Source organism: Mesorhizobium sp. LCM 4577 (assembly GCF_001854795.2).
In the GTDB taxonomy this organism is placed as follows: domain Bacteria; phylum Pseudomonadota; class Alphaproteobacteria; order Rhizobiales; family Rhizobiaceae; genus Mesorhizobium; species Mesorhizobium plurifarium.
The window spans coordinates 1-20,810 of the sequence record NZ_MDDU01000035.1; the positions used below are offsets into that span (position 1 = coordinate 1).

General features: G+C 65.2%; 17 protein-coding genes and 1 tRNA gene. 8 read left to right on the plus strand and 10 right to left on the minus strand.

Annotation, left to right across the window (positions count from 1 at the left end; translation table 11 throughout):
* Window positions 1–367: 367 nt before the first annotated feature.
* Entirely contained in the window at window positions 368–850 is a 483-nt protein-coding gene (gene greA / locus LCM4577_RS24940) for a transcription elongation factor GreA (RefSeq protein ID WP_040991303.1), read from the minus strand.
* 106 nt (window positions 851–956) lie between these two features.
* On the opposite strand from greA, the gene LCM4577_RS24945 reads away from it, so the two are divergent.
* Window positions 957–2,333, plus strand: coding sequence for a TIGR03808 family TAT-translocated repetitive protein (locus tag LCM4577_RS24945; protein WP_071073951.1), 1,377 nt, complete (start codon window positions 957–959; stop codon window positions 2,331–2,333).
* Here LCM4577_RS24945 and LCM4577_RS24950 read toward each other — a convergent pair.
* The 3 genes from LCM4577_RS24950 to LCM4577_RS24960 all read right to left on the minus strand — a co-directional run bounded on the left by LCM4577_RS24950 (window position 2,330) and on the right by LCM4577_RS24960 (window position 5,461).
* Complete coding sequence (locus LCM4577_RS24950) at window positions 2,330–3,142, minus strand: class I SAM-dependent methyltransferase (RefSeq protein WP_071074157.1); 813 nt, start codon at window positions 3,140–3,142, stop codon at window positions 2,330–2,332. The genes LCM4577_RS24945 and LCM4577_RS24950 overlap by 4 nt on opposite strands.
* Before the next feature lie 99 nt (window positions 3,143–3,241).
* Entirely contained in the window at window positions 3,242–4,246 is a 1,005-nt protein-coding gene (locus LCM4577_RS24955; protein WP_071073952.1) for an asparaginase, read from the minus strand.
* Between the two features lie 48 nt (window positions 4,247–4,294).
* Window positions 4,295–5,461, minus strand: coding sequence for an acetyl-CoA acetyltransferase (locus LCM4577_RS24960; protein WP_040991424.1), 1,167 nt, complete (start codon window positions 5,459–5,461; stop codon window positions 4,295–4,297).
* Window positions 5,462–5,649: 188 nt separating this feature from the next.
* Here LCM4577_RS24960 and betI point away from each other — a divergent pair, with 188 nt between their 5' ends.
* Genes betI through betB form a run of 5 tightly spaced genes read left to right on the plus strand, consistent with a single transcriptional unit; the run spans window position 5,650 to window position 11,930 of the window.
* Window positions 5,650–6,240, plus strand: a complete 591-nt coding sequence (gene betI / locus LCM4577_RS24965) for a choline-responsive transcriptional repressor BetI (RefSeq protein ID WP_071073953.1) — start codon at window positions 5,650–5,652, stop codon at window positions 6,238–6,240.
* Window positions 6,237–7,766, plus strand: a complete 1,530-nt coding sequence (gene betC, locus LCM4577_RS24970; protein ID WP_071073954.1) for a choline-sulfatase — start codon at window positions 6,237–6,239, stop codon at window positions 7,764–7,766. The genes betI and betC overlap by 4 nt, the downstream gene beginning before the upstream one ends.
* Window positions 7,766–8,767 carry a threonine/serine dehydratase gene (locus LCM4577_RS24975; RefSeq protein WP_116390180.1) on the plus strand — a complete coding sequence of 334 codons (1,002 nt, stop codon included), beginning with the start codon at window positions 7,766–7,768 and terminating at the stop codon, window positions 8,765–8,767. The genes betC and LCM4577_RS24975 overlap by 1 nt, the downstream gene beginning before the upstream one ends.
* On the plus strand, window positions 8,760–10,412 hold the full coding sequence (betA, locus tag LCM4577_RS24980; RefSeq protein WP_071035592.1) for a choline dehydrogenase: 1,653 nt from the start codon (window positions 8,760–8,762) through the stop codon (window positions 10,410–10,412). The genes LCM4577_RS24975 and betA overlap by 8 nt, the downstream gene beginning before the upstream one ends.
* A gap of 54 nt (window positions 10,413–10,466) precedes the next feature.
* On the plus strand, window positions 10,467–11,930 hold the full coding sequence (gene betB / locus LCM4577_RS24985) for a betaine-aldehyde dehydrogenase (protein ID WP_071073956.1): 1,464 nt from the start codon (window positions 10,467–10,469) through the stop codon (window positions 11,928–11,930).
* Between the two features lie 624 nt (window positions 11,931–12,554).
* Here the strand turns inward: betB and LCM4577_RS24990 are convergent.
* Window positions 12,555–14,789, minus strand: a complete 2,235-nt coding sequence (locus LCM4577_RS24990) for an AGE family epimerase/isomerase (protein ID WP_071073958.1) — start codon at window positions 14,787–14,789, stop codon at window positions 12,555–12,557.
* A gap of 192 nt (window positions 14,790–14,981) precedes the next feature.
* On the opposite strand from LCM4577_RS24990, the gene LCM4577_RS24995 reads away from it, so the two are divergent.
* Window positions 14,982–15,058 (plus strand) — tRNA-Pro (locus LCM4577_RS24995).
* An 86-nt stretch (window positions 15,059–15,144) separates the two neighbouring features.
* Window positions 15,145–15,468 carry an Hpt domain-containing protein gene (locus LCM4577_RS25000; protein WP_071073959.1) on the plus strand — a complete coding sequence of 108 codons (324 nt, stop codon included), beginning with the start codon at window positions 15,145–15,147 and terminating at the stop codon, window positions 15,466–15,468.
* Window positions 15,469–15,575: 107 nt separating this feature from the next.
* Here the strand turns inward: LCM4577_RS25000 and LCM4577_RS25005 are convergent, their stop codons facing one another.
* The 5 genes from LCM4577_RS25005 to LCM4577_RS25025 all read right to left on the minus strand — a co-directional run bounded on the left by LCM4577_RS25005 (window position 15,576) and on the right by LCM4577_RS25025 (window position 20,806).
* Window positions 15,576–17,003: a glycosyltransferase family 2 protein gene (locus LCM4577_RS25005; protein WP_071073960.1), complete on the minus strand. Its 1,428-nt coding sequence runs from the start codon at window positions 17,001–17,003 to the stop codon at window positions 15,576–15,578.
* On the minus strand, window positions 17,000–18,037 hold the full coding sequence (locus LCM4577_RS25010) for a HEAT repeat domain-containing protein (protein ID WP_071073961.1): 1,038 nt from the start codon (window positions 18,035–18,037) through the stop codon (window positions 17,000–17,002). The genes LCM4577_RS25005 and LCM4577_RS25010 overlap by 4 nt, the downstream gene beginning before the upstream one ends.
* Window positions 18,038–18,039: 2 nt before the next feature.
* Window positions 18,040–19,794 (minus strand): YaiO family outer membrane beta-barrel protein, encoded by a 1,755-nt coding sequence (locus LCM4577_RS25015; RefSeq protein WP_071073962.1) that lies wholly within the window; start codon window positions 19,792–19,794, stop codon window positions 18,040–18,042.
* Window positions 19,794–20,186 (minus strand): response regulator transcription factor, encoded by a 393-nt coding sequence (locus LCM4577_RS25020; RefSeq protein WP_071035584.1) that lies wholly within the window; start codon window positions 20,184–20,186, stop codon window positions 19,794–19,796. Before LCM4577_RS25020 ends, LCM4577_RS25015 begins: the two co-directional genes overlap by 1 nt.
* A gap of 227 nt (window positions 20,187–20,413) precedes the next feature.
* Entirely contained in the window at window positions 20,414–20,806 is a 393-nt protein-coding gene (locus LCM4577_RS25025) for a response regulator (RefSeq protein WP_040991274.1), read from the minus strand.
* Window positions 20,807–20,810 lie beyond the last annotated feature (4 nt).

Sequence of the window (20,810 nt, forward strand, 5' to 3'; positions counted from 1 at the left end):
GATCGGACAGATCCTCAACGGTGTCACACCGATCGAGTGCTCAAACTACTTCGCAAACTCTGGATATGACCGATGGTAATCCCATCCCGCTCTAGCCAAAGCATCCCAACCTCGTCATTCCTGGGCGAAGCGGCGTCGCGCAGACCCTGGAATCCATTCCGTTACCTGGACCGAAGTGTGCAACGGTGCAGAATTTCGGGACCGCCGCGGCGCTTCCAAGTCACGGCATGGATCCTCGGGTCTGCGCGCGTCGCTTCGCTCCTTGCTCCGCCCGTGGATGACGACCGCGATAGGCGTCTCGGCCAATCGCCAAGATAGGAGACCTGCAACGCTCCAACCAACCGGTCAAAACTTCTGTATTGAGGAACTAATTCTCGGCCTTGTCCGAGAGCTTGACGATTTCCCATTCCTTGCCGTTGACGGTAATGACCTCGCCGACCTTCTTGCCGAACAGCGCCACGGCCATCGGCGAAACATGGGAAATCGAGCCCTTCGACGGATCGGCCTCGTCCTCGCCGACGATGCGCCAATGCACCTTCTTGCCGTCGTCGCCTTCCAGCGTGACGCCCATGCCGAAGCGCACCACGTCGCTGCCCGGCTCGGGCACCGAAAGCTCGGCGCTCTCGCGTCGCGCGGTCCAGTAGCGCAGATCGCGGGAAACCACCGCAAGGCGCTCGCGATCGCCGCGTCTTTCGGCTTTGGCCATCAGGTCGCGCAGCTCGGCGAGGTTCTCCTCGATCATCGCGAGCCCGCGCTCCGTCACCAGATTGCGGTGCGTGCTGACCGGGCGCTCGCCGACGCCGGCGATGGCGTTTTCGCTGTCTTCTTCGCGGGTAAAAGCTCTGCTCATGCAATGAACTTAGGCTTGGCGAGGCGACTGCACAAGCGGTTTGCAGGTAAGCCAACCCTGGCACGATTCCTGCGACAGACAGGGCGAAACACCAGGACCTGTGCCGATGTTGAACAGACGAACGCTGCTTGCCCGGACCGCCGGCCTTGCCGCCGCCGGCGTCTTTGCCGGCAAGGCATCGGCGAAGTCGCTGCCGGGCATCGAGATGGCAGCGATGCGCGGCTCGATCAACGCGACCGAGATCGGCGTGCAGCCCGGCGCGGTCGACGACCAGAGCAAGGCTTTCGCCAGGATGCTGACCGAAGCCAGCGACCGCGACCAGCCGGTGTTCCTGCCGCCCGGCACCTATCTCGTCTCGAATCTCAAGCTGCCTGCACGCGTGCGCCTGTCGGGCGTGCCCGGCGCGACGCGCATCGTCTATGGCGGCAACGGTCATCTGATGATGGCCGAGCAGGCCGAGCATATCGAGCTGAGCGGACTGATGCTCGACGGCGCCAACCGCTGGCTGGCCGATTACGCGCAAGGGCTGCTCGACCTGCGCCGCGTCGCGCATCTCGTCGTCGACAATTGCCAAGTAACGGGCAGCGGCAAGAACGGGCTGGCGCTCGAGCATGCCGTCGGCCGTGTCGGCCGCTGCGATATTTCGGGTGCCGCGGATGCCGGCATCTATTCGGTCGAGGCCGGTGGGCTGGAGATTTCCGGCAACACCGTTTCCGACTGCGCCAATGGCGGCATTCTGGTGCATCGCTGGCAGGCGGCGGAGGACGGCACCGTCGTCAGCGGCAATCGTGTCCAGCGTATCGGCGCGCGCAGCGGCGGCACCGGCCAGAACGGCAACGGCATCAACGCTTTCCGCGCCGGCAACGTCATCATTTCGGGCAATGTCGTCTCCGACTGCGCCTTCACCGCGATCCGCGCCAACAGTTCCAGCAATCTGCAGATCACCGGCAACACCTGCTCGCGCTCGGGCGAGACCGGCATCTACTCGGAATTCTCCTTCGAAGGCGCTATCCTCAGCAACAATCTGGTCGATGGCGCAGCCAACGGCATCTCGATCGTCAATTTCAACGAAGGCGGCCGCATGGCGGTCTGCTCGAACAACATCGTGCGCAACCTTTCGACCGCCGGTCCCTATACCGCCGATCCGCCCGGCTTCGGCGTCGGCATCAGCGCCGAGGCTGACACCACCGTCTCTGGCAACGTCGTCGAGGACGCGCCGCTCTACGGCATGCAGCTCGGCTGGGGCCCCTATCTGCGCAATGTCGTGGCGACGGGCAATATCATCCGTAAGGCCGGCACCGGCATCGTCGTTTCGGTCGTTGAAGGGTCCGGCACCGCGGTCATCTCAGACAATATCATCGATGGCGCTAAGAACGGCGCCATTATCGGTCAGCGCTGGGCCGATCCGGTGACCGGCGACCTATCCCAGTCGACAGATACCGGCTACGCGCATCTCACAGTAGAGCGAAACAAGGTAAGCTAAGCCGCGGCCACGATAATGTGGGCCTGGATCTTGGCGGCCACCTCGCCACGACCATGCCTGTCCGCAATCACGGATTCAGCATAGTCGGTCGCGGATGCCAAGCTCCCGGCCTCCCTCGCCTCGATCTCATTGCGAAGAACAGTTCCCTGGCAATAGGCGACGGCGGGAACGCGCGGCGAGGACGCCCGGCTCTGCTCGGCTATGGTGTCGATCGCCACGTCGGAAAATCCCGCGATAGCCAGATCGCTGCGGATCAGCGCCTTGTCGTGATAGCCGTGCGGCGTTCGCGCCAGGAAGCGCGGCGGATCGTGCGGAAAGATGCTGGCGAGAGCATTCGTCACGTCGTCGGCGAAGATGTTCTCCTCGATGCGATCCCAGACGCTGAACAGGAAATGCCCGCCGGGCTTCAGGACCCGCTTTGCCTCGCGATAAGCGGCAGCGCGGTCGGGAAAGAACATCGCGCCGAACTGACAGCAGACGAGGTCGAAGGCCGCATCCCTGAAGGGCAGCTTCAAGGCGTCGGCCTGGCGCYAGGTGATGCGGCTGTCGGGCCCTTGGCGCGATGCCGCGTAGTCGAGCATCGGCTGATTGAGGTCGGTTGCGATGTAGCTAGCGCCGGGAACGAGTTCCGGTGCCAAGGCGCGGGTGACGGCCCCGGTGCCCGCGGCGGTCTCCAAAACGGCCAAAGGCGAGAAGGACGCCGCCCGCCGTGCGGTCTCCGCAGCATAGGCCTCGAAGATCAACGGCACCATATGGCGATCGTAATTTTCCGGGATCGACCCGGCAAACACCTTGTCCGCTTCCAGCATGGCCAGCACCCGGCGCCCGTTTGATAGCCACGGAAACTAGCACATAATTTCTGTGTTGGGCTAACCCGCAAGGCTGATGCGGGTGAGCAAGTCCGCGCGCTAGCTGAGCGCCGCCGTCGGCCGCAGCACGCCAACCTTGGCGCCTATGCGGCTTTCGACTGCGGGATGGGCGAGTTGGGTGAGCCTTGCCGCTACCGCTTCATCGGCGCGCAACAGCTTTGCCAGAACCGCGGCGATCATCACCTCCGCCGCCCTGCCGGCGCCGTCATCGCATTTCAAGGCGATGCCGAGACCGAGCTCGGGCAATGCCGCGCAATAGACGCCTTCGGCGCCGGTCTTGACGAAGATGCGGCCGGGTGCTGCCTGCATCAGCGCGACATCGGCCTTGCCGGTGCCGGCGACGAGGAACGGCTCGGCCATGCAGGCCGAGAGCAGACGCTTCGCCGCCTTGGCGCGCTCGGGCGCAAAGCCCCTTCCCGTCGCCATGCGGGCAAAGCCCTGCGCGAAGCTCTTCAACGGCACGGCATAGGTCGGGATCGAGCAGCCGTCGATGCCGCTGTTGTCGACGCCGTGCGCCGCGCCGGTCACGGACTGCATGGCGCCGCGCACCATCTCTTGCAGTGCATGACCCGCCTTGACGTAGCCGCCATGCGCGATGCCCAAATGGACGCAGGTGCAAAGGAAGCCGGAATGCTTGCCTGAGCAATTGTTGTGAAGCGCGTTCGGCACGCCGCCGGCGCGGGCGAGCGCGATCTCGGCGGCATGGTTCGACGGCCGATGCGCGCCGCATTCCAGCGCGGTTTTGTCGAGACCGGCCTTGGCAAGCATCGCCGTTGCCAATTCGACATGGGCCGACTCGCCCGAATGCGAGGCGCAGGCCAACGCCAGTTCGCGGTTCCCGAAGCCATAGGCGTCGGCCGCGCCACTTTCGACCAGCGGCAAGGCCTGGATCGCTTTCACCGCGGAGCGCGGGAACACCGGGCGGTCGGTGTCGCCGATCTCCCAGACGGTCTTGCCGTCGGCGTCGAGGACGGAGATCGCGCCGCGGTGCCTGCTTTCGACCACCGCGCCGCGTGTGACTTCGACAACAACCGGATTTGTCATATTGCCTCCCGCACGCACCCAGAGGGCGCGCCTTAATGCGGGCCGCTTCTATCTGATCCGGTCGAGGATGGAAACGTAGTTGGCGACCGCCGCGCCGCCCATGTTGAAGATGCCGCCGAGCTTGGCGCCCGGCACCTGGATGCCGCCGGCCTCGCCGGTCAGTTGCATCGCGGTCAGCACATGCATCGACACACCGGTGGCGCCGATCGGGTGGCCCTTGGCCTTCAGACCGCCGGAGGGATTGACCGGCAGGCGACCGTCCTTGGCCGTCGTGCCGTCCAGCGCCAGCCTGGCGCCCTCGCCGGGCTTGGCCAGGCCCATCGCCTCATATTCGATCAATTCGGCGATGGTGAAGCAGTCATGCGTCTCGACGAAAGAGAGATCGTCCAGCGTGACGCCGGCCTTCTTCAGCGCCTGCTCCCAGGCGCGCTCGCAGCCCTCGAAGGCGAGGATGTCGCGCTTCGACATCGGCAGGAAGTCCTGCACGTGCTCGTTGGCGCGGAAGGTGACAGCGCGGCGCATCTTCAACGCCGTCGCGGTGTCGGTGAGCACAAGTGCCGCCGCGCCGTCCGAGACCAGCGAGCAATCCGTGCGCTTCAGCGGACCGGCCACGAACGGGTTCTTCTCGCTCTCCTGGCGGCAGAATTCATAGCCGAAATCCTTGCGCATCTGCGCATAGGGATTGTCGACGCCGTTTTTGTGGTTCTTGGCGGCGATCATGGCCAGCGCATCCGACTGGTCGCCATAGCGCTGGAAATAGGCCTGCGCGATCTTGCCGAAGACGCCGGCAAAGCCAGCCGGCGTGTCGCCATCTTCCGGCAAATAGGACGCCTTGAGCAGGTTCTTGCCGATCTCGGGACCTGGCGTGGTCGTCATCTGCTCGGCGCCGACCACCAGCACGATGCGGGCGGCGTTGGCATCGATGGCGCGGATACCCTGTCGTACGGCGGCCGAGCCCGTCGCGCAGGCGTTCTCGACGCGCGTCGCCGGCTTGAAGCGCAGCCGGTCGTCAGCCTGGAGTACCAGGCTCGCGGTGAAATCCTGCGGCGAGAAGCCGGCGTTGAAATGGCCAAGCACGATCTCGTCGACGTCATCCGGACCGATACCGGCATGGTCGAGCGCCTCGACGGCAACCTTGGTGATCAGGCCCTCCAGCGTCTCGCCTTCGAGCTTGCCGAAGCGCGAATGCGCCCAGCCGACGATGCATGCGGTCATGGCAACCTCCATTTGCGCCGCAGCCTAGCACGATCCTTCGCGGCACGTGATTCAATATTGTTCAATAGTGAACCGTTTTCCAGTCCATGCCATGGGCCAGAACGACAGGATCGGTTGATCCCGGTGTCGATTTTTTATTGATTGATGCGTCAATAAAAAATAATCTTGGCTCGAACCGGACCCCCCAAATGCCGAAAATCGGAATGGAGCCAGTGCGCCGCAAGGCGCTGATCGATGCGACGATCTCGGCGATCGGCGAGCGCGGATCGCTGGACGTGACGATGTCGGAGATCGCCGGCCGCGCCGGCGTATCGTCGGCGCTGGCGCATCACTATTTCGGGGCCAAGGATGAACTGCTGTTCGCGACGATGCGGCACATCCTGGCCGAGCTCAACACCGACACGAGGCGCGCGTTCAGCCTTGCCGCGACGCCGCGCCAGCGTGTCTCGGCCGTGGTCGCCGTCAGCTTTTCCGACGACCAGTTCCAGCCTCAGATCATCGCCGCCTGGCTCGCCTTCTATGTCGAGGCGCAGAAGTCGACCGAGCTGCGGCGGCTGCTGCGCATTTACGCGCGGCGGCTGCATTCGAACCTGATGAGCGGGTTGACCGGCATCCTGCCGCGGAGCGAGGCCGACCGTGTGGCGGAAGCGACCGCGGCGCTGATCGACGGGCTCTATATCCGCCGCGCGCTGAAGGACGGCACCCCCAACGCGCAGAGCGCCATCGCGCTCGTCGAAGACTATCTCGAAACCAAGCTCAACGGACGGAGCCTGCCTTGACCACCCGGCGACCCAATTTCCTGATCGTCATGGTCGATCAGCTCAACGGCACGCTCTTCCCCGACGGTCCCGCAGAGTTCCTGCATGCGCCGCATCTGAAGGCGCTAGCGGCGCGCTCGGCGCGCTTCGCCAACAACTACACAGCATCGCCGCTCTGCGCCCCTGGCCGCGCCTCGTTCATGAGCGGCCAACTGCCTTCGCGCACCCAAGTCTATGACAACGCCGCCGAATTCGCCTCCTCGATACCGACCTACGCGCACCATCTGCGCAGCGCCGGTTATCACACGGTGCTTTCCGGCAAGATGCATTTCGTCGGCCCCGACCAGTTGCACGGCTTCGAGGAGCGACTGACGACCGACATCTATCCTGCCGATTTCGGCTGGACGCCCGACTACCGCAAGCCGGGCGAGCGCATCGACTGGTGGTACCACAATCTGGGTTCGGTGACCGGCGCCGGCATCGCCGAAATCACCAACCAGATGGAATATGACGACGAGGTCGCCTTCCACGCGGCGCAGAAGCTCTATGAGTTCGCGCGCGTGTCGGATGACGCGGAGCGGCGCCCCTGGTGCCTCACCGTCTCCTTCACCCATCCGCACGACCCCTATGTCGCTCGGCGCAAATACTGGGATCTTTATGAAGACTGCCCGGCGTTGGAGCCGGAGGTGGGCTTCATCCCCTATGACAGCCAGGATCCGCATTCGAAGCGGCTCTACAAGGCGTCCGATTACGACAGTTTCGACATCACGCCGGAGCAGATCCGCCGCTCGCGGCGCGGCTATTTCGCCAACATCTCCTATCTCGACGACAAGCTCGGCGAGTTGCTGTCGGTGCTGGAGCGCACCCGCATGGCCGACGACACGATCGTGCTGTTCTGCTCCGACCATGGCGACATGCTGGGCGAGCGCGGCCTGTGGTTCAAGATGTGCTTCTACGAGGGCTCGGCGCGGGTGCCCCTGATGATGGCCGGCAAGGGCATCGAGGCGGGGCTGATCGGGGCGCCCGTCTCCAATCTCGATGTGGCGCCGACGCTCTGCGACCTCGCCGGCATCGACATGAGCGCGATCGCGCCATGGACTGACGGCCAGTCGCTGCTGCCGCTTGCCCACGGCAAGGAGCGCTCGGCGCCGGTGCTGATGGAATATGCGGCCGAAGGCTCCTACGCGCCGATGGTGGCGATCCGCGAGGGCAAATACAAATTTGTCCATTGCGAGCTCGATCCGCCGCAGCTCTTCGACCTCGACGCCGATCCGCGCGAGCTCGACAATCTCGCCACCAATCCGGCTCACGCCGACCTGGTCTCGGCCTTCATGGAAAAGGTCCGCGCGCGCTGGAACATGGCGAGCTTCGACGCCGCCGTACGTGAAAGCCAGGCGCGCCGCTGGGTCGTCTACCCGGCGCTGCGCAACGGCGCTTACTATCCGTGGGAGTTCCAGCCGCTGCAGAAGGCGTCGGAACGCTACATGCGCAATCACATGAACCTCGACAATCTCGAAGAGAGCAAACGGTATCCGAGAGGCGAATGATGACAGACATTCTCGTCCCTACCCTCGACCACCTGAAGCAAGCCTATGCCGTCACCTCGGCGGCCACGCAGGTGACGCCGCTCCTGGAGTCGGCGGCTTTGACCAAGGAGACCGGCGCCGCGCGCGTCTTCGTCAAGCCGGAGTCGCTGCAATGGGCCGGCTCTTTCAAGGTGCGCGGTGCCTATTGGCGGCTGAAGCGGCTTACGCCGGACCAAGCGAAAAAGGGCGTGGTGGCCTATTCCTCCGGCAATTTCGCGCAAGGGTTGGCGGCCGCAGGCCAGGCGCTCGGCATTCCCGTCACCATCGTCATGCCGATCGACGCGCCCGCCGCCAAGCGTGACGCGACGGCCGGTTATGGCGCGCGCGTGGTGCTGACGGATCATGGCGACCGCGCGCGCGAGGAAGTTGCGGCTGCAAAGGCGCGGGAGATCGCCGAAACCGAGCATCTTACGCTGCTCCACCCCTTCGACGATCCGGAGATCGTTGCCGGCCAGGCCGGCGCGGGGCTTGAGGCGCTCGAACAGCTCGCGGCGAAGAAAGCACATGCCGACCTGGTGTTCTGCTCGGTCGGCGGCGGCGGGCTGATCGGCGGCGTTTCGCTCGCCTTCCACTATCTGTCGCCGAAGACTGAAATCATTGCCGTCGAGCCGGAGGGTTTCAACGGCATGGGCTCTTCGCTGGCGCATGGCGCTATCGAGACCATGCCGATCGGACCGAAATCGATCTGCGACGGGCTGATGGCGCGCAAGCCTGGCGATGCGCCCTTCGCGGCAGTGAGTGCCGCAGGCGTGCGCGGCGTCACCGTCGACGACGCCTCGGTGCGGCGGGCGATGAAGATCGCCTTCGAGCGGATGAAGCTGGTGCTGGAGCCTTCGGGTGCCGCATCGCTTGCGGCGCTGCTCGGCGGCAAGGTGGATGTGGCGGGCAAAACCGTCCTTGTGATTGCAACCGGCGGCAATGTCTCGCTCGCCGATTTTATGGCGCATATGAACAATGCTTGAAGCGGATTTCGTCATCATCGGCTCCGGCTCCGCCGGCTCGGCCATGGCCTATCGCCTGTCGGAAGACGGCAAGCACTCGGTGATCGTCATCGAGTTCGGCGGCACCGATATGGGGCCGTTGATCCAGATGCCGTCGGCGCTGTCGATCCCGCTCAACATGAGTCTCTACGACTGGGGTTTCGCCAGCGAGCCCGAGCCGCATCTCGGCGGGCGCGTGCTCGCCACGCCGCGCGGCAAGGTGATCGGCGGCTCCTCCTCGATCAACGGCATGGTCTATGTGCGCGGGCATGCGCATGACTTCGACCACTGGGCCGAACAGGGCGCCGCCGGCTGGGCCTTCGCCGACGTGCTCCCCTATTTCAAGCGCATGGAGGATTCCGACGGCGGCGAGGACGGCTGGCGGGGCAAAGGCGGCCCGCTGCATGTGCAGCGCGGCACGCGGAAAAATCCGCTCTACGGCGCCTTCGTCGAGGCCGGTCGCCAGGCCGGTTTCGAGCTCACCGACGACTATAACGGCGCGAAGCAGGAAGGCTTCGGGCCTATGGAGCAGACCATTCTTGGCGGCCGCCGCTGGTCGGCGGCGAACGCTTATCTGAAGCCGGCCCTCAAACGCAAAAATGTGAATCTGGTCAAGGGCTTTGCCCGCCGCGTGGTGATCGAGAATCAACGCGCCGTCGGCGTCGAGATCGAAGCTAACAAAAAGATTCAGGTCGTTAAGGCGCGGCGTGAAGTGATCGTCGCGGCATCGTCGATCAACTCGCCGAAGATCCTGATGCTGTCCGGCATCGGCCCAGGCGCGCATCTGCAGGAGAACGGCATAAAGGTTATCGCCGACCGGCCAGGCGTCGGCGCCAATCTGCAGGACCATCTGGAACTTTATATCCAGCAGGAATCCACCAGGCCGATCACGCTGAACTCGGTGCTCAATCCTTTCTCCAAGGCGCTGATCGGCGCGCAGTGGCTGTTCTTCAAGAGCGGCCTCGGCGCGACCAATCATTTCGAGGCGGCGGCCTTCGTGCGCTCTCAAGCCGGCGTCGACTACCCCGATATCCAGTACCACTTTATCCCGGCGGCGGTGCGCTATGACGGCAAGTCGGCGGCGAAGTCGCATGGCTTCCAGGCGCATGTCGGGCCGATGCGCTCGAAGTCGCGCGGCTCGGTGACGCTGCGCTCTCCCGACCCAAAGACGAAGCCGGTGATCCGTTTCAACTACATGTCGCATCCGGACGACTGGAGCGAGTTCCGCCACTGCATCCGCCTGACGCGCGAGATCTTTGGCCAGAAGGCCTTCGACGGCTTCCGCGGCAAGGAGATCTCGCCGGGCAGCCATGTGCAGACCGACGACGAGCTCGACGCCTTCATCCGCGACCATGCCGAGAGCGCCTATCATCCCTGCGGGACCTGCAGGATGGGCCGCGCCGACGATCCAACCGCCGTCGTCGATCCGGAATGCCGGGTGATCGGCGTCGAGGGCCTGCGCGTCGCCGATTCCTCGATCTTCCCTCGGGTGACCAACGGCAATCTCAACGCGCCTTCGATCATGACCGGCGAGAAGGCTTCCGACCACATTCTCGGCCGCACGCCGCTGGCGCCGTCCAACCAGGAACCCTGGATCAATCCGCGCTGGCAGGTGTCGGACAGATAGCGCATGATCCGGTGGGCGCCCTCCCCGCCCGGCGATTTACGAACGGAGAAGATCATGCGCGCCCAGCCCACGGCATCGCACTACGTCAACGGCCGCTACATCGAGGATGAAGGCGGCGCGCCGCTGCCGGTGATCTATCCGGCGACGGGCGAGACTATCGCCACGCTGCATTCGGCGACGTCGAATGTGCTGGAACTCGCTATCGAGGCGGCACGAGCCGCGCAGCCGGCCTGGGCGCGGCTGAAGCCGGTCGAGCGCGGCCGCATCCTGCGTCGCGCCGCCGACATTCTGCGCGCCCGCAACGCCGACCTCGCCCGCATCGAGACGCTCGATACCGGTAAGGCGATTCAGGAGACGCTGGTGGCGGATGCGCCTTCGGCCGCCGACTGCCTGGAATATTTCGCCGGAGCGGTCGCCGCCTTCAATGGCGAGATGATCGATCTCGGCGGGCCCTTCGCCTACACAAGGCGCGAGCCGCTCGGCGTCTGTGTCGGCATTGGTGCCTGGAACTATCCGATCCAGATCGCCGGCTGGAAGTCTGCGCCGGCCTTGGCCATGGGCAATGCCATGGTGTTCAAGCCGTCGGAGAACACGCCGCTGTCGGCGCTGGCGCTGGCCGAGATCTACTCGGAGGCCGGCCTGCCCGACGGGCTGTTCAACGTGGTGCAGGGCTATGGCGATGTCGGCGCCGGCCTTGTCGGCCATGATGTCGTCGCCAAGGTCTCGGTCACTGGCTCGGTGCCGACCGGCCGCAAGGTGCTGTCGCTTGCCGGCTCGAAGATGAAGCACGCGACGATGGAGCTCGGCGGCAAGTCGCCGCTGATCGTCTTCGACGACGCCGATCTCGAGAACGCCATCGGCGGCGCCATGCTCGGCAATTTCTACTCGACCGGTCAGGTCTGTTCCAACGGCACGCGCGTCTTCGTGCAAAAGGGCCTGCATGACCGGTTCGTCGAGCGGCTGGTCGAGCGCACCAAGAAGATCCGTATCGGGGATCCGCTCGATCCGGACACGCAGATGGGGCCACTGGTCAACAGGCTTCAGCAGGAGAAGGTCGTCTCCTACATCGCCGCCGGCAAGCAGGATGGAGCCACGCTCGCCTGCGGCGGCAACGTGCCGTCGCTGCAGGGTTTCGAGGGCGGCTTCTTCATCGAGCCGACGGTGTTCACCGGCGTGACGGACGGCATGCGGATCGCGCGCGAAGAGATTTTCGGGCCGGTGATGAGCGTCTTGAAATTCGACAGCGAGGACGAGGTGATCGAGCGCGCCAACGACACCGAGTTCGGGCTGGCCGCCGGCGTGTTCACGCGCGACCTGCCGCGCGCGCATCGGGTGATCGCCGAATTGCAGGCCGGCACCTGCTGGATCAACGCCTACAATCTCACGCCGGTGGAAATGCCCTTCGGCGGCGTCAAGCAATCCGGCATCGGCCGCGAGAACTCGCTCGCGGCGCTGGCGCATTACTCCCAGCTCAAGGCGGTCTATGTCGAGACGGGCGACGTGGCGGCACCTTATTGAACCGATTCCGGTCTCGCATTCTTAGGAAGGGCCGCCATCACCTTCTCGATGACTTCCTCATCCGCGTCCAGGTCCGAAATCAAGACGCTCACATTCGACCTGAGCCCGCTCGTGACCGCCCCGCCAAGCCGGAACAATCCGCTCCTGACATACACAGGTTGGGTAAGTTTCAGATGAGCGATAACTGAAACCCTAGCCGATTGAAATCTTACGCGGTCGACGTTGCTCCAAGGCATCGGTTCATCCAGCTGACGCCTATCCCACAACGTTTCCTTGGTGAGAATGAGCAGAGGGCGTGAACTTGCCGCGTCCAATGCCGCCCTTACTAACGTTCCGACGAATAGAACGCAGAGAAAAAGGCACCCGAATAGCCCTGCGACCCAACCTATTCGGTCGAGTGAATTTCCTGCGTCCCAGTTTTGGGTAGCGGCGGAGTAGAACTTCACTGAAGAAAACAGTGCCCACATCGCCGCTAAGCCGAAGATGGGAAAATACCAGGGAAACCGGCAGCTGGCCTCTATGGGGAGCCTGATTCTTTTTGGCGGAATGCCCTGCGTCTTCCAAAGCGATGTATCGCCTGGAATCTCTATAAAATCGCTGGAGTCAGCCTCTTCCAATCCCTCATCACCTCTCCGCCGTCCCGTCCAGATACTGCGTCAGCGCATAGACCAGATGATAGAAGATGCTGGCCGGCACCTCGGTTGCCAGTGAGCGGCCGCGTTCGTCGATGCGGTCGATCCACAGGCCGAGCGGCGCCGGGTCTATGTGCCAGCGGAACAGGCGGCCGACGCGCGCCTCGATCTCGGGCTTGAGGTCCGGCCCGCCCGTGCCATCCAGCGCGATCGCCGCCTTGATCGCCTCGGCCTGCGGCCAGCTGCGCGAGACCGTGTCGAGCGGCAGGCCCTGGCGAGAGACGGCGCCATAGGCGAGGCCGGTGGCGCGGTTGAGGCCGTTGGCAACGGCCGAGGCATAGAGCTTGCGGGCGAAGGCGGTAAGTTCGCCCTGGCCGCTGCGGGCGGCGAAATCGACGAGCAGCGAGGCCCATTCGAAATGATGGCCCGGCTCGGTCCAGCTCCGCTTCTCGCCCGCTACCGGCTTCCAGCCCTCGTCGAAATATTCGCCCAGCGTCCAGCTTTCGGCATCGAAGAAATGGCTGCGGAAGAGGTCGATGATGCGCGCCGCGCGGCGCAGATAGGCGCGCTCGCCCGTCGCCTTGTGCCAGGCGAGGAAAGCCTCGAGCAGATGCATATGCGGGTTGGAACGCCGTTCTTCCGCCCCGTCGGAGGTTTCCAGGAAGCCGGTCATGCGGGCGTCTTCCAGATGCGCATCGAGGAAGGCGAACGTCTCCTCGCCGAGCCGCAAGGCGTCGGGATGGCCCGACATATGCGCATGCGCCAGCGCCAGAAGCACGCAGGAATGATCGTAGGCGTCCTCGACGGGATCGGCGACCGAGCCATCGATGTTGAGCGTGCGCACCCAGCCGCCGCGCTTCGTGCGGCCCTGCCCTGCCATGAAGTCGATGCCATGCGCGATCAGCCGGTCCGCCGGGCCGTCCCAGCCGCGCTCCTTGGCCACCGCGAAGGCATAGACCTGACGCGCCTGCGTGCGCATGCGCTTGAGCTTCATCAGCGGCGAAGCATCGAAGCCCAGCGCCTCGTGAAAGCCGCCATGGCGTTCGTCGACGCCGACCGTCGACCACAGCGGCAGCGTCTCCTCGAACAGCCAGTGGCGCACGCGACGCCGCCAGGCGCCGCTCTCGATGACGCGGTCATGCGCGGGCGTGAACCGCGTCTCCAGCCGGCCGGATTTCTCCAACTGCTCGACGACCTTCTTGACGTGCTGGCTGTGGCTGACCGGGGCGACGAAGGTGGCGTCGGCGGTGGAGACGATGGCCACGTCCTTCATGCCGATGGCCGACAGCAGACGGCCGTCGCCGCGTATGTAGGAGTTCTCGCAATCGATGGCGACGACGTCGCCGATGATGACATTGCCTTGTTCATCGGACGGGCCGACATCGAGCAGCGACTGCCAGGAGCCGAGGTCATTCCAACGGAAGCCGGCCGGCACCATGGCGATGTCCTTGGCCCGCTCCATGATGGCGTAATCGATCGAGGTCGATGGGATCGCGGAATAAAGCTCGAGCGGCATATAGAGGCCGGACAGATCGATGGTCGCAGCCTTGTAGGCGGCCTCCGTCGCCTGCCAGATTTTCGGTTCATGGGCCGCGAAGGCGTCGCGCATGGCGCCGGCGCGAAACAGGAAGATGCCCGTGTTCCAGTAGAAGCTGCCGGCGTCGAGATAGGCCTGCGCAGTGGCGAGATCCGGCTTCTCGACGAAGCGAGAGACGTCGAAGACGCCGCCCTTGTCGGTCCCGACCTCGATATAGCCATAGCCCGTCTCGGGCTGGGTCGGCTTGAGGCCGAACACCACCAGACGGCCGGCATTTGCCGCCGCCGCGCCGGCCTCGATGCTTTGCCAGAACTGGTCAGGCGTCGAAATCTCATGATCGGACGGCACCACCAGCACAAGCTCGTCGCCATATTCGGAGAGCGTGCGCAGGCTGGCCAGCGCCACCGCGGCCGCCGTGTTGCGCCCCGTCGGCTCGAACAGCGGCCCGCCGCCGGCAAGATCGACGCCGGCAAGGTCGGCATGGACGCGCTCGGCGTGACGCTCCGCGGCGATCAGGAAAATCGGCGTCTCGCCTTGCGGCCGCGCCGCCAGCCGCCGCAGGGTTTTTGCCAGCATCGAGCCGTCGCCGGAAAAATCGTGGAACTGCTTGGGGTTGTCCTCGCGCGACAGCGGCCACAGCCGCGAGCCGACGCCGCCGCTCATGACAAAACTGACGATGCGCTGGCTCATGAACGACCTTGTCAAAAAGTCCGGCTCCGATGCCCTGGACTTACGACAAAAGCCTTTAAGCCCACCTTTACCCGGCAGCCAAATCCTATGCCATTCGKCCAAGCTTCGCGAAAGAAAGGAAATGCGACAGAAGTGCTGTCATTGACGCTTGCAGGATCGGAAAGTGGCAGCTATAAGCCCGCGGTCTGGTCACGGAGTGTAGCGCAGTCTGGTAGCGCACCTCGTTCGGGACGAGGGGGTCGCAGGTTCAAATCCTGCCACTCCGACCAGAAAAACAATTGATTAGCGGTATTGCAGTCCGCTAACTTCTGTCTCCGCAGAAGAATAGAACAGGACCTGAACCTCTCGGTCCAGCTTGCTCGCGCGCATATCCCGCAATGGAGCCAGCCTCATCGCAAACGACCCTTTCGCCCCGCTTCGCCAACGCTTCCTCGCCAGGTGCGTCGATCAGCTCGCCGAGCTGAAGGCCATCGCGCATCAGGCTGCTCCCCTTCCCGGCAACGACTCGCTCATCCGGCTCGCCCACTCGCTCGCCGGCGCGGCCGGCACGTTCGGCTTCACGGATATCAGCGCGYGGGCTTCGGCGCTGGAGACGCTGCTTATCGAGCAGGCGGATGGCGCGAGCGTGCGCGCGGCGCTCGATGGCTTGATCGCGGAGATTGAGCGCACGCTGGCGTGACTCTTTGTTCTTTTGCAATTCCGGACGGAAGGTTATGGCGAAGGCGCCGAACCCAACCGTTGCACATTTTTCCTGGAATTGCCCCGGCCTGATGCCGCCGGCCGCGCCTATTTCTTGGCGGCGCCGAGGCCGGTCCGGGTCATCTCGCCCCAGCCTTGGTTGCCGCGCAGGAATTGCCACCAACCTTTCACGCGCCAGAAATTGTTGAGCTGGCGGTAGCCGAAATTCTCGATCACGGCGGCGACCGTCAGCACGGCGAGGTCGCTGGCGCGGGGGAAGCGCTGCAGCTCGGCCTCTTCCAGGATCAGCGAGCAGACGCTGACGCAGACGCCATAGGTGAAGATGAGAGCGGTGAAAGCCAAGAGATATTCGGCCGAGAGGATTCCGAGCAGCCAGAAGGCCGGGATCAGGACGTAGCCCAGCACCTCCGCCACCGGCCCCAGCACGTCGACGATCAGGATGTGGCCAAAGCCGAGGAAGCCGACGCGGCCATAGCGCGGGTTGAACAGCATCGAACGGTAGCGGAAGAAGCATTCGAGCGCGCCGCGCTGCCAGCGCGAGCGCTGGCGGGCGAGCACGCTCAGCGTTTCCGGCGCCTCGGTCCAGCACACCGGCTCAGGGATGAACTGGATGCGGTATTTGCGCTTTTTATCGCGCATATGGCGGTGCAGCTTGATGACGAGGTCGAGGTCCTCGCCCATCGAACCCTTGGTGAAGCCGCCAACCGCCACCACTTCCGCGCGGCGGAACATGCCGAAGGCGCCGGACACCAGCATCAGCGTGTTGATGCTGCTCCAGGCCAGCCGCGCCATGAGGAAGGCGCGCAGATATTCGACCACCTGGAACAAAGGCAGCAGGCGGCGCGGCAGATGGATTTCGCGCACCCTGCCCGCCTCGATGCTCGAGCCATTGGCGATGCGGATCGTGCCGCCCACGGCAATGGTGCGCTCGGGGTCGTCGATGAAAGGCTGGGCGGCGCGCATCAGCGCATCGGGCTCAAGGATGGAGTCGCCATCGATGACGCAAAAGAGCGGCGCGCGGCAGACATTGATGCCGGCATTCTGGGCATCGGCCTTGCCGCCATTTTCCTTGTCGACCACGAACAGCCGCTCGGTCATGGGCGAGGAATAGAGGCCACGGATCGGCTGGTGCGCGAGCGCCTCCTCGTAGGGCCGGTGGAACTTCACGAGCTTGAAAGCCTTGATGAGCCGCTGCAAGGTGTCGTCCTTCGAGCCGTCATTGATGACGACCACCTCGAAATTCGGATATTCGAGCGCGAGCATCGAATGCACGCTCTCGACCACGTTCAGCGCCTCGTTATAGGCCGGCACCAGCAGGGCGATCGGTGGCGCGACGTCGCCATAGCGCTGCCACAGCAGCGCCGAGCGCGCCACCGGCGGGCGCTTCGACAGCGCATAGCCGGCGAAGACGAGCTGCAGGAGGTAGACGGTCGTCTGCGCCAGCCCAGCCCCGATGATGAACCAGGACAGGATGGTGGCGGCAAGAACGACCTCGTGGCTCCAGTCGGCGATCATGCGGCAGGCCCCTCGGCAAGGATGAGCGAAGCGGTGCGCTGGCTGCGCGAAACCTCACTGGCGGCGATCTCGCGCAGCAGCAATTCTCCTGGATGGCCGAAGGACCGCAGCGCGTTGGCGGCGGCGTAGCGCACGGTCCAGACCTCGTCGTCCAAGAGCCTGGAGAGCGGCGCGGCGAGTTCGGGCAATCCGAGGCGCCCCGCGGATTCGGCGGCGGCGGCGCGCACGTCCCAGTCGTCGTTGGCCATGGCGCGCTTCAGGATGGCCGGCGCCTGGCCGTGACCAGTCAGGCCCAGCGCCCGCAACGCGGCGGCGACAACCTCGGGCGCGGCATCGCCGGTCAGGCCGGCGAAGAAATCGGCAAAGCCGAAGCCGCCGGCATGGGCAAGCGCGTCGATCGCGGCCGCCCTGACAAAGGGCGAGGCGTCCGCACGCGACGCGTGGACCGCAAGCTCGTTGAAGCGCGAACGCGGAAAGCGCCGGAACAGCTCGATCAGCCGGCGCGAGCGCTGCCCCGCCACGCCGATGAAGTCCAGCGCTGTGCCGAGCAGGGGCAGGCTGCCCAGATCGCAGAGCGCGATGGCCGCCGCGATCCTGACTTCGCGCGCGCGGTCCTGGGCGAGTGCTGCTAGCAGGTTTGCCGAGGCATCGTCCGAACCCAGCGATGCCAGCATCTCGGCGGCGTGGATGCGCTCAGCGATGTTGCCTTTGCGCAGCTGCCTGGCGACACGCGCCGGCAGGCCGCATTCGTTGAAGGCGACCAGCACGTCGTCCCTCTCCTCGCCGCGCAGCAGCGCAATGAACTCGAAGCCGGCATCGATCGCCACGCCTGCCGGCACGCCAAGCACCGTCGCCTTCAAGGCCTCGCGATCGCGGCTTTCGGTAAAGGCGATCAGCGCCGTCAGCACTTGGCGCCGCTGGTCAGCCGCCGCCCTGCCCCGGCGTTCCTGCAGCACACGGCGCGCGATCAGGAGCAGCATGATCGCCAGCGACAGTGCGCTCAGCAATATCGAGAGGTCCCAGATATACCACATGGTCAGAACCGCGCCGTCAGGCCGAGGCCGAATATGTTGCGGTCGAAGGCCGGGCGTTCTTCGTGCGCGATGCTGGCGCGCAGCGTCAGCGGGTCGCTGACGTCGAAGGAAATGCCGCCGAACACGGTGCGCGTCGGCACCAGCGCGCCGTCATCGATCTCGGGCGCGTCGGCATAACCGGCGAAGACGTTGAAGCGTGGCGTCACCGCGAGGTCGGCGCGGAGCACATAGCCGTCGGCGCGCGTGCCGATGTCGTCCTGCGCATGCACCCAGCGGGCGGAGAGGCCCAGGCGGCCGTCGAGGACGTAGCCCTGGATCCAAGGCTGGATGCTGGTGACGCTGGTGTCGGCGAAGTCGTCGTAGCGGGCATCGATGTTGAGCGAGAGCGGGCCGAACGCCTTTGCCGGCGCCACGACCTGCCAGGACGCGCCCGCGCCGATCGAATAGCGGGCCAGGAAGTCGGCATCCGGCGTCACTGCCGCGAGCGCATAGGCGGAGAAGACCGGCGTGAACGCCCGGTCGATGCGGCCCTCCATCTGGAAGTCGGTGCGGCCGAAACGGGTCGCCAGCCTGGTGTGGCCGGAGATCGTCGTGCGCGGCGAGAGCCGATAGGCAAGACCCGCCGAGCTGTCGGTCCAATCGCCCAGACCATTGGTGAGATCGCTCACCTCGCTGCCGAGGTCGAGCCGCCATTTGCGCGGCGGCGGCACGGAGAGCCTCTGCTCGATGTCGGCTGAGCCCGGCTCGATGGCAAGCGCCTGATGATAGGCCTGCCGCGCGGCCTCGTCGTCGCCCTCGGCCCGGCGCACGTCGCCGATCCCCACCAGCGCCTCGGCATTCCGCGGCTCGAGCGCCAGCACGCGCTGGAACGAACCCTCGGCCCGCGCATGGTCACCCTCCAGCAGCGCGACCTTGCCGTCGAGGTCGAGCGCCTCGACATTGTCCGGCGCGCTGGCCAGCGCGCCGTCGATCAGGGCGCGGGCACGAGCGGTGTTCCCCTGCCAGATCGCCAAGCGCACCTTGCCCAGACGCGCATCGAGAAGGCCGGGCTTGATCGCCAGTGCCCGGTCGAAGAACTGCCCGGCTTGGTCGAAGCGCTGGCTGGAGCCCACGACAAGGCCAAGCGCGACCAGGATGTCGGTGTCCTTCGGCGCCAGCCCGAGGGCGCGGCGATAGACCTTTTCCGCCTCGGGCAGCCTGCCTGCCTGGCGCAGGCGCCTGCCCTCTTTCATCAAGCCAGAAACGGGATCGGGCCGCCGATGCGGCGGTTTCTTCGCCGCCGCCGGAGCCGCGGCAGCCGGTTTCGGCTTGCTGCCGGCCGCCTGTTTCGCCGCGCGGATGTTTTCGACCAGCTTTGCTACGTCGGCATTGCCGGGGTCGGCGTTGGCGACGGTTTCGGCGAGCGGCAGTGCTGCGTCCAGGTTGCCGGACCGGAACTCGACCTCGGCCATGCCGAAGGAGGCGTCCCGATAGGTCGGCGCGATGGACAGCGCCCTGGAAAAGGCGTCGCGCGCCGCTTGAAGGTCGTTGCGGCCGAGCTCGGCGAAGCCTAGCTGAACCAGCGCGTCGGCATTATCGGGCTTGAGCGCCAGCGCGCGCTTGAGCAGGTCGGCGGCCTCGTCGAAATGCTGCGCTTGCCTCGCCTTGACGGCCGAAGCGTAGAGATCGTCCACCGTCTGCGCCAACGACGCGGACGGAGCGGCGGCAACGGCCAGGATCAGGCATGCGGCAAAGYTCAAGCGCCGGCCGCGCCGCATCAGCGCTTCCCGCTCTTGCGCGCGATGAGACGCGCCAGCCGGGCCAGAAGCTCCTCGGGAATGAACGGCTTCACCAGATAGTCGTCGGCGCCCTTGTCCAGGGCCGAGACAATGTCCCTTTGGCCCTTGCGGGCCGTCAGCATCACCACCGGCGTCTCAGACAAGGCCGGGTCGCCCTTGATGCGCGCCAGCACTTCAAGGCCGTCGGCTTTAGGCATCATCGCGTCGAGCACGACCACATCGGGGGCGTCCTGCCGCGCCTTCTCCAGCGCCTCCGCCCCGTCGACCGCTTTGACGACATCGTATCCCTTCGCCCTCAACCTGAATTCCATCAGCTCGAGCAGCAACGGGTCATCATCGCAGATCAGAATTCTTGCCTTTGCTCCATCCACCAGTCCTGCTCCGGTTCCGTCGCCCCCCGGAGTAACCAACCATGAACCGCGCCCCTGAAACCAGGTGCGCACAGTCACCCGAGCCGACCAATTGCTGCTCAATCATAGACAGGCTGATTCGCGGCGGCCGCATTTCGATGCAATCAGTAGATGAATATCGGCGCATGGTATAGGAGGCGTAAACACCAGACGGAGCTTGCCGGCAAGCTTCTCGGCGCTGTCTCCGACTAGTTCGCCGGGCCACCGCCGCGCGAGGCAAGCAGCTTCCTCACTTCACCGGCAAGCGCCAGCGGATCGAAGGGTTTGGCAATGACGCCCACCGCGCCCATGTTCAGATAGCGTTCGACCTCATGGGTCTGGGTGCGCGCCGTGATGAACACCACGGGTATCGATGCCGTCGGCGGCGACGCGGCCAGGCGCTTCAGCGTTTCCGGTCCGTCCATGTCCGGCATCATCACGTCGAGCAGGATGAGATCGGGTCGCCATGTCGCCGCATCGACCAGCGCCGCGGCGCCTGAAGCGCAGGACCGCACCTCGAATTCCGGCTCAAGCTCCAGCGACATCTGGGCAATTTCGCGGATATCGTCCTCGTCGTCCACATAAAGGATTCTTGCCGGCATAAGG

What these genes read in the sequence shown, in the direction of transcription:
- greA (WP_040991303.1), bottom strand. Translation starts at nt 850, where the DNA reads ATGAGCAGAGCTTTTACCCGCGAAGAAGACAGCGAAAACGCCATCGCC.
- LCM4577_RS24945 (WP_071073951.1), top strand. Translation starts at nt 957, where the DNA reads ATGTTGAACAGACGAACGCTGCTTGCCCGGACCGCCGGCCTTGCCGCC.
- LCM4577_RS24955 (WP_071073952.1), bottom strand. Translation starts at nt 4,246, where the DNA reads ATGACAAATCCGGTTGTTGTCGAAGTCACACGCGGCGCGGTGGTCGAA.
- LCM4577_RS24960 (WP_040991424.1), bottom strand. Translation starts at nt 5,461, where the DNA reads ATGACCGCATGCATCGTCGGCTGGGCGCATTCGCGCTTCGGCAAGCTC.
- betI (WP_071073953.1), top strand. Translation starts at nt 5,650, where the DNA reads ATGCCGAAAATCGGAATGGAGCCAGTGCGCCGCAAGGCGCTGATCGAT.
- LCM4577_RS24975 (WP_116390180.1), top strand. Translation starts at nt 7,766, where the DNA reads ATGACAGACATTCTCGTCCCTACCCTCGACCACCTGAAGCAAGCCTAT.
- betA (WP_071035592.1), top strand. Translation starts at nt 8,760, where the DNA reads ATGCTTGAAGCGGATTTCGTCATCATCGGCTCCGGCTCCGCCGGCTCG.
- betB (WP_071073956.1), top strand. Translation starts at nt 10,467, where the DNA reads ATGCGCGCCCAGCCCACGGCATCGCACTACGTCAACGGCCGCTACATC.
- LCM4577_RS24990 (WP_071073958.1), bottom strand. Translation starts at nt 14,789, where the DNA reads ATGAGCCAGCGCATCGTCAGTTTTGTCATGAGCGGCGGCGTCGGCTCG.
- LCM4577_RS25005 (WP_071073960.1), bottom strand. Translation starts at nt 17,003, where the DNA reads ATGATCGCCGACTGGAGCCACGAGGTCGTTCTTGCCGCCACCATCCTG.
- LCM4577_RS25010 (WP_071073961.1), bottom strand. Translation starts at nt 18,037, where the DNA reads ATGTGGTATATCTGGGACCTCTCGATATTGCTGAGCGCACTGTCGCTG.
- LCM4577_RS25025 (WP_040991274.1), bottom strand. Translation starts at nt 20,806, where the DNA reads ATGCCGGCAAGAATCCTTTATGTGGACGACGAGGACGATATCCGCGAA.